The organism is Pseudomonas frederiksbergensis, assembly GCF_017114915.1.
GTDB classification, from domain to species: Bacteria; Pseudomonadota; Gammaproteobacteria; order Pseudomonadales; family Pseudomonadaceae; genus Aquipseudomonas; species Aquipseudomonas frederiksbergensis_I.
In genome coordinates, this window is the sequence record NZ_JAAUOE010000071.1 from 1 (window position 1) to 11,449 (window position 11,449).

Below are 11,449 nucleotides of genomic sequence, written 5' to 3' on the forward strand. Positions count from 1 at the left end.
TCAATTGAGAATGCCCCCTGGTCATGTGTGCAGAAAATACAGATCAGTACGAAGTGAAGCAGGTGATTGAAGTGAATGCCCTCCGCTCGCCTGCTCCACCCCGTGCTTATGCAGTACAACCCATACTGTTCGCCGGCAAACCACTCCTGGTCACTTACCGAATGCCTTGAATACCCCGATGATGGCGGGGCCAATGGCTACCAGGAAGAAGCTCGGCCACAGACAGAAAATCAGCGGGAATATCATCTTGGTGCCGATTTTCGCCCCCATCTCTTCGGCGGCCTGCGTACGCCGGTCACGGAACTCATCGGCATAGATGCGCAACGTATCGGCCACGCTGGTGCCAAAACGGATACTTTGCGCCAGCAGGCTGACCAACCCTTGTACGTCCTCCAGACCGGTGCGCACAGCCAGTTGCTTGAGCGCCTCGGTACTGGAAATACCCGCGCGGACTTGCGAATTGACCAGCGCCAGCTCTTCAGCCAGCTCAACCTGACTGACCGACATCTCCTCAGCCACCCGCTCGATCGTCAGGGGCAAGGCCAGGCCCGACTCCACGCAAACCACCATCAGGTCCAGCGCATCCGGAAAGGCCGCCCGCAGCCTGCCCTGCCTCGCCTGCTTGCGCTTTCCGATATACAGCGCAGGTGCCAGCCACCCAATAGCAACAGCCATCAATACCAACGCCAGCCCCGAAATCAAAGAAAGCTTGGGGATTATCGGCAACACCAACAGCACTACGCCAACCAACACCAGTGGCAACAACAAGCGCACCGCCCAGTACATCTGGACCGCCGACGGTGAGCGGTAACCGGCGTGCATCAACAGGGTCTGGGTTGGCGACGTCTGGGCAGCCTCAGTCGAACCAAAGCGTTGGCCGACCCGCTCCAGTAATAATTGCAGATTGCTCGGTGCGTCCTGCCCTGCACTCCCTGAATGACCGCGTTTGATCAGCGCCAGACGACGCTGCACGGGGTCCTGCAGCCCCAACAGCAGTAGCACCACGGTAACGATCGCGAGCACCGCACTCAGACTCATCGCACCGACAAACAACAGGCGCGCCATCTCTTCATTGCCAGTTACTCGACTGAACAACCCGAGCAAATAGTCCATGACCTACACCTCCTCATGGCGAATAACGCTTACACCTGAATCCGGATGATTTTGCGAATCCAGAAAATCCCGAGCAACATGGAAACAAATGCCCCGAATATCAGCTTTTGGCCGAACGGGTCATTGAGCAGCACCGGCAAGTAGTTAGGGCTGGTGAACACGATCACCGCTGCCAGCACGAAGGGAATGGCCACCAGTATCCAGGCCGACATCCGCCCTTCAGCCGACAAGGTCTTGACCTTGCGCTGGAAGCGAAAGCGCCCGCGGATCAGGCGACTCAGACGCTCCAGCACCTCAGTCAGATTGCCGCCGGTCTCGCGATGGATGAGGATCGAGGTCACCAGCATCATCACCGTCATGCTCGGCATCCTCTCCAGCAGGCCGAGCATGGCGCGGCGTACATCGTTGCCGTAGTTGATATCGGCAAAGGTCAGGCCAAACTCATGAGCGACCGGCCCCTTGTGCTCCTCGGCGACCAGGCGCAGGGTTTCGTTGAACGGATGCCCGGCGCGCAGGGCCCGGCACATGGCATCCAGCGCATCTGGCAGACCTTCCTCAAACTCGGCGAAACGTTTACTACGGTCACGAGAAACCTTCAGCAGTGGCAACCAGAACACCACGAAGCTCGCCAACAGCGCCATCCACCAGACTGCCGAGATCGTCCAGATCGAGATGCCCACACAGGTGCTCAGTATCAACCCGAGCAGTATCACCCGATAAGCACGATATTCATGGCCGGCCTGCTCGATCATCTGGGTCAGGCTCGCCATAAACGGCAACTGCTCGAGCATGGCCTCCAGCGGTGACAAGCGCGTCAGGTATTTCTGCCGCAACACCGTCTGCATGTTGGGCAGATTGTTGGCTTTTTCCAGTACGTTCAACCGGCTGCGGATGCGCTTGCGCATCTTGCCGGCCTCGCCAAACACCGGCACCACCACGCCCTGGGACAGGAGGAACACGGCGATAAACACCATGCCCAGGAACATCAAAATGAATTCACCAGGAATATTGCTCATGACTGCCGTGCCTCCATCCACTCAGGCCTGAACATCGTCAGCGGCAACTCGATGCCGCGCTTGGCCAATACATCGCGGAAGGCCGGGATCATGCCGCTGGGGCGATAATCACCGAGCACTTCGCCGTTTTCGCCCATGCCCTGGCGCGCAAAGGAGAAAATTTCGGTCATGGTGATGATCTCGCCTTCCATGCCGTTGATCTCCTGCACACTGACCAGTCGGCGCTTGCCGTCTTCCTGACGCTCCAGCTGGATCACCACATCGATGGCCGACGCGATCTGCTGCCGCAGGGCCTTGATCGGGAAGGTTGCCCCGGTCATCGACACCATGTTCTCGACTCGTCCCAACGCATCGCGCGCGGTATTGGCGTGGATGGTGGTCAACGAACCATCGTGGCCCGTGTTCATGGCCGTCAGCATGTCCAGTGCCTCAGCGCCACGCACTTCGCCGATGACAATGCGGTCCGGGCGCATCCGCAGACTGTTGCGCACCAATTCCCGCTGGCTGACCTCGCCACGTCCCTCGATGTTTGAAGGGCGGGTTTCCAGGCGCACCACATGGGGCTGCTGCAGTTGCAGTTCGGCCGAGTCTTCGATGGTGACGATCCGTTCGTTTTGCGGGATAAAGCTGGACAGCACATTGAGCATAGTGGTCTTGCCGCTGCCGGTACCGCCGGAAATCAGCACGTTCAAGCGCCCACGAACGATCGCCTTGAGCAGCAAGGCAATGGCCGGCGTCAACGTGCCCACCTGGATCAGGCTGTCGGTATTGAGCAGGTCCACCGCAAAGCGGCGAATCGAAATGCTCGGACCGTCGATGGCCAGCGGCGGGATGATTGCGTTGACCCGCGAACCGTCCTTGAGCCGGGCGTCCACCAACGGCGAAGACTCGTCGATACGCCGACCCAGGCTGGACACGATGCGGTCGATGATGTTGAGCAAATGCTGATCATCGCGAAAGCGCACATCGGTCCGTTGCAGTTTGCCGAAGCGCTCGACATAGACCGAGGCATGGCCGTTGACCAGAATGTCGGAAACGCTGTGATCGGCCAGCAACGGTTCCAGGGGCCCCAGACCGAGCACCTCGTCGGTGATCTGCTTGATGATCAACTGGCGGCTGGAGGAACTCACCGGTGCCGAATGCTCATCGAGCAGGCGCTGGCAGATATCGCGAATCTGCCGCGCGGCCTCGGTCTGTTCAAGGGCGTCCAGCAAGGAAAGGTCCATGACCTTGAGCAACTGCTGGTAGATCTTTTCCCGCCATTCGGCCTCCACCGGGGTGACCTGGCTTCTGGTTTCGTAAAGAACGTCGGGGATTACACGCTCCCATGCCATTAATTCTTCTGCCGGATCCAGCACTTCGTCGCCCAGTTGAGCGGCGGGTTTACCGGACTGTTTGCGCAAGCGGTTACGAAAGTCGCTGATCATGGGTCATCCCCCGAAAAAACGGTTGAAGGCGCGTTTGAGTAAGCTTTGGTTCCCGGCCACCTGTTGACCGACCAGGTCCTCGGTCATGTCGCGCAGGGCGGCCGTAATCGCGGCCCTCGGCGCATGCAGCCCCAACGGCACGCCAGTGTTCTGACTCTGGCTGACCAGGTTGAAGTCGTTGGGTAACTTCGACAAATTCGTGCAGCGCAGCGCCTCGCCGATATCCTTGAGGCTGATCGCGCCCGCCTTGTCAAAGCGGTTGACCACAATCTGCAATTGATCGCCGCGCACACCCAGGTCATCGCGAAGAACCCGCACCAGGGAGCTGGCATCGCGCAGATGGCTGACGCTCTGCTGCACCACCACGTACACCCGATCCACCTGTTCCAGCACGGAGCCGGTGAGGTGGTCGATTTGCCGCGGCAGGTCGATCACCACCCAGGCATAGCTGGCGCGGGCCAGCTGCAACAGGGTGTCGAGTTGCTCGGGTTGGGCATCCTGCGGCAGGCACAACTCACCCGCTCGACCGCCCAACACATGCAAGGTCGGACTGAAGTGACTGCAAAAACCGCGTAATGCCACGCTGTCCATGCCGTCGATCTGGTGCAACACCTCCAGGTGGCTGTGCGACTGCGCCACATCCAGATAGTGCGTCACGCTGCCAAATTGCAGGTCCATGTCCAGCAGCAGGGTACTGCCGCCTTTGACACTGAGCTGTTGAGCCAGGTTGCAGGCCACCAGGGTTCCGCCAGAGCCACCCTTGGCGCTGATCACGGCGATCAATTTCCCTTCTGTCCCACTGCCGGTCCGAACCTCCATGACCAGGCGATTCAAGGCAGCGACCAGTTCTGTCTCGGCGATGGGTTCCGGCAGCACATCACGGGCGCCCGCCTGCATCGCCAGGCGCATGCCTTCCTGTTCGCTCAGCAAACCGCACACCAACATCGGTGGACGCTCATGGGCCGGACGCTGCAGCAGCGCCGACAACTCCTCGCGCCACAGGTGGCTGACGCGCAGCAGCAACAGATCGGGCATGCGGTCCAGACCGTAGAGCGGGTCGACATGCCCGTTGCTCACCAGGCGCGTACTCACCTCCAGGCAAGGCATGCGTTGGCAGACGCTCTGCAAATCGCGCAAAGCGGTGGCATCACGGCTGCTGATCAGCAACCGCAGCCCGGCTTTGCCGGTCGAAGTGGAGAGCGGAGTGTCCTTGGTATTCAGCATGGCGTGATCTCCCCGGAATCGGAATGACGCCCGAGGCTTTCGCGTGGCAAGGTTGCCCTGAATGTGGGCAGGGTAATGGGCACGCCGAACCCGGGAATAAACAGATTGAAAACGAAGTTTTGCAGACTCAACTGGACATAGCGGATGGCACGAAACCCATTGCTCCCACTCGTGTCGGCGGGGTTACCCACCTGAGCACCGTTGACGTCCAGATAGGTCAACGTCAAGTGGGTGGTGGCCAGATCGGTGATGATCTGGCTCGCACCGGCGTCGGTCGCGGCATTGAAGATCGCCCGCCGCAACACCACCGGATCGCTGATATTGCACACCGACGCCAGGCGCGCGCCACGGCGCACGACTTCATCCAGCGCATTGATCGTGAAGTACAGGCGGCCGATTTCCAACGCGCCGAACAACAATGTGAATATCAGCGCGCCAATGAGGGCGAACTCCACCACATAGGTGCCGCGCATGCGCTTGCGATTCATCACAGTGCCCTCATGACAGTGGTGGCGACCAGCGGAATGCTCAGCGCAATCGCGTTACCAAAAAGCCCGGGGAGCGATCCTGTACAGTTACCACTGCCAATCACCGGGCAGAACGTATAAGTGATGGTGACCCGAACATGGTCGGTGCCCACGGCGGCAACGACCACGTCGTTGACCGTCAATCCGGATAGCACTGGGGTTCCGGTCTGGCTGGGCACGCCATAGACCGCGACGTTTTTCGTCTGGGTCTGCAGTGTAGTGCTCAGAGAAACTTCCCCAAGCGTCGAGTTCCAGGCCTTGCTGGCGACGAAACGATCGGCATCACGGCTGGCCTGCAGCAGGACGTTGTACTGGTAGAGCATGCGGCCGAACTCACCGAGCGCCAGCAACAGCAATAGCAATAGCGGCAGGGCGAGGGTGAATTCCACCATGGCCAGGCCTTGCTGGCGCCGCGGATGTTTAATCGCGTGAAGTCTCATGACGCCCCCTACGAGTCAGTGCTCGGAGTGCCGCTGCCGTTGAGATAGGTTTTGTAGAGCTGAATGATCTGCGGGCCGGAATCGTTCATCGGTGTAGGACCGGGCACGTTGTCGCCTTCGCACTCCTTCACGAACTGGCCGAATATCTGCGATTCCGTGCCGCCGCTACTCATTGGCTGCACCACGAAATAGCAACCAAAACCCAGGACGGGGACCGAGGTGGTACCGCCCTGTTGGCCGGTACAGTTGCCGACCACAATTTTCAGCATCCGGCGCTCGAACACCCCATTGCTCTCACAGCCGCTGCCGGACCCTGCCACACACGCGGCAGCGCTCGCGCGCCAGTCGTTGTAGTCCAGTATCGCGTTGGTACCCGCGGTGAGATTACCGTTGCTCGAGGTGACGGTTTGCCCCTGGTATTTCATTTGTGGTGGGGAAACCGAGTCGTCGTAAGTGATCGCGGGGTTGCTGGACGCGGTCACCAGGTCCGGCGGATAGTCCGAGGCACTGACCGGGCCGTTGTAGATGCCGAAGCGCGTATTCAGGCCTTGAGAGGTAGGGCCGACCTTGTTGCCGGGGGCAGTCTGGACGTTGTCTCCCACATTGCGGCACACCGAGCCGCCTCCTGCCAGATCATCCCTGACTGTACTGCCGCCCGAGCCGAAATCGAGCAACTGGAAATTGCCTGGACCAATGGGCGACGAGTTGCCGGCAGCCGTTTTCAATACCTGCAAATCACCAAACTGGAAGCCCCAGAACATGCCAGCGTCCGGATCGTATTTAGTCGGGTCGCCACAAACCATCAAAGGTGCCAGATCACACGGGCTGGTAGGGCTGGGGCCGGCGGTGGCGATCGCTGACACTGCTTTGTTCCCCAGGCCGCTAGTGCCAAAGGTCTGAACGAAGTTCCAGAAAAATCCTGTCAGGCCAAAGTTCGGTACCGATACCCGAACATATTTGGCGTCCGCAGGCCCGGGATAGGCGAACGGGCCATAGACACTGCTTGCCAGCTCCACGACCGCGAAGGTGCCTGCGTTACCACCGATTGCCGTTGCCAATTCGCCATTACCTGTGGCATTGGCATTTTGCGTCAGAGTGTTGAGCGCGGCAGTGCGTGTCACGTCGGCAATGTTCACACCGCCCTCCACCTGACTCAGGGTTTTGGCGCCACTCAGGGCAGCTGCATCTACAGCGTTCTGCAGGCGGGTTTTGTTCAACAACATGTGGCCCACGTCGAGCGACATACCTGCCATCATTAAAATCGCCGCCAATGCGATTACCATCAATACGCTCACCGATCCTTCCTGGCGCCTTGGCGTCGCAGTGAACGGCTGCTGAATTCGAAGATTCATCTTCAAGCCCTCATTTACCGAAACTATCCGGATCGGCTCCGCCAATACCTGGGTGCCCAGGCTCCCTACCGCCCTGTCAACGCTTGACTACAGTGGCTTGGGTCCCGCGGATAATCGTGACAGTCCCGCCTCCCTCGCCATTGCCACGGCGGACCACACGTTTTGGCTCGGTGGCGGCGGCCACCGCCATAACCGGTGCGGCAGGCGCAACGGTCGCGATTTTTTTCTGGTCGTTCAGCGGGTTGCGCAGCGCCAGTTGCAATTTCCCTTCCGTTTGCGCCGTGACCAGTGTTTCAGCTTCTGCGGTCGTCATCTCCAGCGTCACTGCGCGCACCACCACCGGTTGGGTCTTGTCGGTACCCGCCGTCTGGTCTACCGCCAACACCCGCAAATTCTCGAGGATGGTCTTGGACACGGCGTTGTTGCCGGCGGCATCCGTGCGTTTGGTCGCCAGTACATCGACCCGGTTACCGGGTAACAGGAACCCGCCCACGCCGACCACGTCGTCCACCCGTACCGATATGGCACGTTTGTCGGTCGCGATCAGAGAGGCCAGGGTACTGCCGCCCAAGTGCTCGCTCAGGCGTGCACCACGCATGACGTCGCCACGCAAGATGTCGAACGTTGCGATCTTGCCCACGGCCTTGTCGGTGGAATCGAGCGCATCGTCCGGGATCGTGTCCATGGGCATGCGCACGGTGCTGACCTGTTGGGCCTCGACCATCTGCCCGAAGGGAATTTCTACCGTGGCGACCACCACGCTTCGAAGGTGGTCATCCGGGGTGGCATTGAGCCGGGCGTTCAGCCAGGAGTCGGCCATCCATGCAGCACCAAGGCCCATGACCAGGGAAACGCCTATCAGGGAAACAGTACGAGAGCTCATGTCGGTATCTCCGTATCAAAGAAAGTCGAGCTGGACAAAGTAGTTGTGCCAGGCCCATTCCAACTCTTGTGGCGACAACACCCCGGAACCGCCGATATAACGCTGACGATCGAGGGCCATGTTCAGGAGATCGCGGGGATGGCAAGGCACCAGGGGCATGCCTTCACTTGCATAAAGCCTTTGCAGCACATAACGCAGCAGCAGCGGGTCGAAAGGAATGCCCATACGCTCGCATTCCTGACGCCAGATCTTTTCGTACTCTTCAGGCTTCAGGTAACCGAACTGCAGCTTGTAGCCAATCCGGCGCAGGAAGGCCTCATCGGCCAGCTCCAGAGGATTGAGGTTGGTGGAAAACACCAGAATCAGATCGAACGGCAGCTCGCAATGCCGACCACCGCCCAGATTGATGAAATCGCGCTTCTCTTCCATCGGTACGATCCAGCGATTGAACAGCTCGGCAGGGGCCATGCGCTGGCGTCCCATGTCGTCAATGATGAACAGCCCATTACTGGCCTTGAGCTGCAAGGCCGCCTGGTACTGACGGCTATAGGGGTCATAGCGCACGTCCAGCTGTTCCATGCTCAACTCGCCCCCCGTAATGACAACCGGGCGTTTACAGCGCAGCAGCCGACGATCAATCCCTTCGTTGAGCATCAGATTGTTCTGTTGACTGTTGTCATCCAGACGCTGATGTACCTGCGGGTCATAAATCTCGATCACCGACTCGTTGATCACGATGGCATGCGGCACCCAGATGGCCTCGGCGAACAGACGAATCAGCCGACTGCTGACATACGTCTTGCCGGTACCCGCGGGGCCATAAATCATGATTGCGCGCCCGGAGTTCAGTGCCACACCCAACTGATCGAGCATCCCCTCCGTGAGCACGACGCCCGTGAGGGCCCTGTGCATATCGTTCGAGTTGATGCGACCGTGGTGAATGGTCTGGATTTTGATCAGGGACCGATAGGTACTCACCGGAAACGGTGCCGCTCCGATATAGCCGCTGCGCGACAAGGCATCCCGAGCAGCACTGCGACCACGTTCGGTCAGGCCATAACGCAGCTGCCCACCCGATTGCCCCATCTGGCCAAGCACTTCGACACGGCCATCCTTGCGCAGAAACGCCAGGACTTCTTCAAGTACAGCGCCGGTCAGCGCCAGTCGCTCCACCAGACGCGACATGTCCAGCACGCCGGCGTCATGCAAATGCTTGCACACCAACTCGCCGAGGAAACTGTCGGTTAAACCGGTTTCTCGGATTGTGCAGGGCTGAGGAGCCAATCGTTGCACCGCGTCCCGATCGCTGGTGTAGGCATCACTCTCGACGATGACGTGCATGACTAACCTCCGAATCCACCGACTCCGCCGACAACGAGCTGCCAGTAGACACTGTTCAACGTCCCGAGCAGGATCGCTACCGTGTAAGGAAAGGGCTTGCCGGCCACCTCGTCCGAGTTCGGCGCCATATAGGCCCGCGTCCGAAACATCAACCGATAGCGCCCCAGGGTCTGTAATAATTGACCGCGCACCAGCACGATCAGAAAACCGCACAGGCCTCCCCATAGCAGACTGAAGAACACAGCCCACAAGGCGAAATGGGGAGGTAGAAAACTGCCAACCATGGCCATCAGCTTGACGTCGCCGGCAGCCATGCCGCCCAAGGCATACATGGGCAGGAACAGCGCAAAACCGATCAGGAGGCCCTGCAGGCTGTCCCCCATCCCGCTGATCCCACCAGAATAAGTCTGGCCGGCCAATCCCAAGGCCAGCCCCACCAGGATCAGCAGGTTGGGAATGCGGTGGCGACGCAAGTCGCTCACCACCGCCACACCCAGCAGTCCTATCAGCACAACAGTAGCAATCAGCTGTTCCATGGACATGGTGTATCTCCCTATCAGAGTTGTTATAGGCAGAGCTGTTATGGGCAAGAACCAGCGATAATGGCATTACACAGTTGCCGAATTCTGGTATCCACTACCCCGCCAAGAAGGGTGAATGCGACGACAACAGCTCCGGTAATCAACCCGCCGGCCACCGCGTATTCCACAATGGTCAGGCCGTCTTCATCTTTGGCGAACTTCACTGCCGAAGCCTTGATTGCTTGAATGATCATTTTGCCCACCTCACTCGAATGTTGTTTTTTCGGGAGGCAGTACGTTCTGCACTGCCTGATGCAACCCTAGTCAGGGGCAAGGCATGGGCGTTAGGAAGATTTTGCACATCACTAGGACTTTTTTGCGGGGCGGAAAAATAGCGTTGATTAGCCTTTGCAGAAGTCACGGGAGGGGTAAAACGAGGCATGGCATTGCAAAAGCGTTGGTCATTGATTCACAAGCGACAAGCGGTTGAGGCCGGGATGCGCCGAAAACACGTAAACAAACTGTCGGCAAAGCAGCACTTAGAGCGAATGGGCTTAAGTAGCGTCTTTCTTATCAGGATTTAATCTGCAAAGTGATGGCACGTTAGCAATACTACTCAGCGAACAGAGGCATGAAGAACCCCAGAGTAGAGACATGACGTCCAATTTGACCAGAAGGCCATCGCTACTATGGTTCGATCTGACTCACGATCGTTCCACGAAGGGACTCATCGCGCAGTTCGAGGACACCTGCGACTGCAAATTGGCGAAAAATTCCGTGCTGCCCTGCACAGAGCAGGCCGACATGATCTGCATCCATTTCGATCGCCCCGACACCCCGGGCTTGAGGTTGTTGCTGGAGATCAAACACACCACCCCCACCATCCCCATCACCATGTTCACCGTGCAGCACTCGGAAGAACTGGCGGTCTGGGCCATGCGTTCCAGTGTCTGGGAATACATGGTGCTGCCGCTCTCGGCCACCGAGAAGAAGCGCTACCTGACAGCGGTGGTGCAGCTGTGCGAATTGCGCCGAAATGCCGGTCAGGGCAAGACATCGCAGATCGATCACTCCCCGACCCTGCCGGACAGCATCCGGTTGACCTCCGGACACCAGAAACACCAGGCGCTGAGCCATATCATGCTGTACATCGACCAGCACTTTCGCGACAGCATCGATCAGAGGGATTTGGCCAAGCGCTGCGGCATGACGACCTTTCGCTTCAGCCGCCTGTTCAAGGAAGCCAATGGCGTCGGCTTCACCGACTACATCCTGGACAAACGCATGAACTTCGCCAAGCAACTGCTCGACAACAGCCAGATGCCCATTACCAGCATCGGCTATGAGGCGGGTTTCAAGGATCCGTCCTACTTCGCTCGCGCCTTCAAGCAATTCGTCAACTGCACGCCCAGCGAATACCGTTTGGCGAGTCAACTCAGAGCGGTAGCCGCACAACCGGCACTGGAGGATACAACCGCTGAAGTTCTCGAAAGCCTGGTGCAGAGCCTCGAAGGTTGAGGCAGTTTTTTACGCGCATAAAAAAACGCCGCTCAAATGAGCGGCGTTTTTTTTGAATTTGGAGCGGGAAACGAGACTCGAACTCGC

At 58.9% G+C, this 11,449-nt stretch carries 12 protein-coding genes; 1 reads left to right on the forward strand and 11 read right to left on the reverse strand.

Annotated features, from left to right (window positions below):
* Positions 1 to 150: 150 nt before the first annotated feature.
* From HCU66_RS26145 to HCU66_RS26195, 11 genes are all read right to left on the reverse strand, one after another.
* The gene (locus HCU66_RS26145) at positions 151 to 1,113 is read right to left on the reverse strand and encodes a type II secretion system F family protein (RefSeq protein WP_205891268.1); all 963 of its coding nucleotides are present in this window, start codon (positions 1,111 to 1,113) and stop codon (positions 151 to 153) included.
* 29 nt (positions 1,114 to 1,142) lie between these two features.
* A complete protein-coding gene (locus tag HCU66_RS26150) occupies positions 1,143 to 2,129 on the reverse strand; it encodes a type II secretion system F family protein (protein WP_205891269.1) in 987 nt (328 codons plus the stop codon).
* Positions 2,126 to 3,556, reverse strand: a complete 1,431-nt coding sequence (locus tag HCU66_RS26155) for a TadA family conjugal transfer-associated ATPase (RefSeq protein WP_205891270.1) — start codon at positions 3,554 to 3,556, stop codon at positions 2,126 to 2,128. The genes HCU66_RS26150 and HCU66_RS26155 overlap by 4 nt, the downstream gene beginning before the upstream one ends.
* Before the next feature lie 3 nt (positions 3,557 to 3,559).
* Positions 3,560 to 4,780 carry an AAA family ATPase gene (locus HCU66_RS26160; protein ID WP_205891271.1) on the reverse strand — a complete coding sequence of 407 codons (1,221 nt, stop codon included), beginning with the start codon at positions 4,778 to 4,780 and terminating at the stop codon, positions 3,560 to 3,562.
* Entirely contained in the window at positions 4,774 to 5,268 is a 495-nt protein-coding gene (locus HCU66_RS26165) for a TadE/TadG family type IV pilus assembly protein (RefSeq protein ID WP_205891272.1), read from the reverse strand. The genes HCU66_RS26160 and HCU66_RS26165 overlap by 7 nt, the downstream gene beginning before the upstream one ends.
* The gene (locus tag HCU66_RS26170) at positions 5,268 to 5,747 is read right to left on the reverse strand and encodes a TadE/TadG family type IV pilus assembly protein (protein WP_205891273.1); all 480 of its coding nucleotides are present in this window, start codon (positions 5,745 to 5,747) and stop codon (positions 5,268 to 5,270) included. The genes HCU66_RS26165 and HCU66_RS26170 overlap by 1 nt, the downstream gene beginning before the upstream one ends.
* A gap of 8 nt (positions 5,748 to 5,755) precedes the next feature.
* On the reverse strand, positions 5,756 to 7,099 hold the full coding sequence (locus HCU66_RS26175) for a pilus assembly protein TadG-related protein (protein WP_205891274.1): 1,344 nt from the start codon (positions 7,097 to 7,099) through the stop codon (positions 5,756 to 5,758).
* A 76-nt stretch (positions 7,100 to 7,175) separates the two neighbouring features.
* Entirely contained in the window at positions 7,176 to 7,982 is an 807-nt protein-coding gene (cpaB, locus tag HCU66_RS26180; RefSeq protein WP_205891275.1) for a Flp pilus assembly protein CpaB, read from the reverse strand.
* 15 nt (positions 7,983 to 7,997) lie between these two features.
* The gene (locus HCU66_RS26185; protein ID WP_205891276.1) at positions 7,998 to 9,323 is read right to left on the reverse strand and encodes an AAA family ATPase; all 1,326 of its coding nucleotides are present in this window, start codon (positions 9,321 to 9,323) and stop codon (positions 7,998 to 8,000) included.
* Between the two features lie 2 nt (positions 9,324 to 9,325).
* Positions 9,326 to 9,865, reverse strand: coding sequence for an A24 family peptidase (locus HCU66_RS26190; protein WP_205891277.1), 540 nt, complete (start codon positions 9,863 to 9,865; stop codon positions 9,326 to 9,328).
* Between the two features lie 38 nt (positions 9,866 to 9,903).
* Positions 9,904 to 10,098: a Flp family type IVb pilin gene (locus HCU66_RS26195; RefSeq protein ID WP_205891278.1), complete on the reverse strand. Its 195-nt coding sequence runs from the start codon at positions 10,096 to 10,098 to the stop codon at positions 9,904 to 9,906.
* A gap of 400 nt (positions 10,099 to 10,498) precedes the next feature.
* On the opposite strand from HCU66_RS26195, the gene HCU66_RS26200 reads away from it, so the two are divergent.
* The gene (locus HCU66_RS26200; RefSeq protein ID WP_205891279.1) at positions 10,499 to 11,362 is read left to right on the forward strand and encodes a helix-turn-helix transcriptional regulator; all 864 of its coding nucleotides are present in this window, start codon (positions 10,499 to 10,501) and stop codon (positions 11,360 to 11,362) included.
* The last annotated feature ends 87 nt before the right edge of the window (positions 11,363 to 11,449 follow it).

What these genes read in the sequence shown, in the direction of transcription:
- HCU66_RS26200 (WP_205891279.1), top strand. Translation starts at nt 10,499, where the DNA reads ATGACGTCCAATTTGACCAGAAGGCCATCGCTACTATGGTTCGATCTG.
- cpaB (WP_205891275.1), bottom strand. Translation starts at nt 7,982, where the DNA reads ATGAGCTCTCGTACTGTTTCCCTGATAGGCGTTTCCCTGGTCATGGGC.
- HCU66_RS26160 (WP_205891271.1), bottom strand. Translation starts at nt 4,780, where the DNA reads ATGCTGAATACCAAGGACACTCCGCTCTCCACTTCGACCGGCAAAGCC.
- HCU66_RS26190 (WP_205891277.1), bottom strand. Translation starts at nt 9,865, where the DNA reads ATGTCCATGGAACAGCTGATTGCTACTGTTGTGCTGATAGGACTGCTG.
- HCU66_RS26150 (WP_205891269.1), bottom strand. Translation starts at nt 2,129, where the DNA reads ATGAGCAATATTCCTGGTGAATTCATTTTGATGTTCCTGGGCATGGTG.
- HCU66_RS26175 (WP_205891274.1), bottom strand. Translation starts at nt 7,099, where the DNA reads ATGAATCTTCGAATTCAGCAGCCGTTCACTGCGACGCCAAGGCGCCAG.
- HCU66_RS26185 (WP_205891276.1), bottom strand. Translation starts at nt 9,323, where the DNA reads ATGCACGTCATCGTCGAGAGTGATGCCTACACCAGCGATCGGGACGCG.
- HCU66_RS26165 (WP_205891272.1), bottom strand. Translation starts at nt 5,268, where the DNA reads ATGAATCGCAAGCGCATGCGCGGCACCTATGTGGTGGAGTTCGCCCTC.
- HCU66_RS26195 (WP_205891278.1), bottom strand. Translation starts at nt 10,098, where the DNA reads ATGATCATTCAAGCAATCAAGGCTTCGGCAGTGAAGTTCGCCAAAGAT.
- HCU66_RS26170 (WP_205891273.1), bottom strand. Translation starts at nt 5,747, where the DNA reads ATGAGACTTCACGCGATTAAACATCCGCGGCGCCAGCAAGGCCTGGCC.
- HCU66_RS26155 (WP_205891270.1), bottom strand. Translation starts at nt 3,556, where the DNA reads ATGATCAGCGACTTTCGTAACCGCTTGCGCAAACAGTCCGGTAAACCC.
- HCU66_RS26145 (WP_205891268.1), bottom strand. Translation starts at nt 1,113, where the DNA reads ATGGACTATTTGCTCGGGTTGTTCAGTCGAGTAACTGGCAATGAAGAG.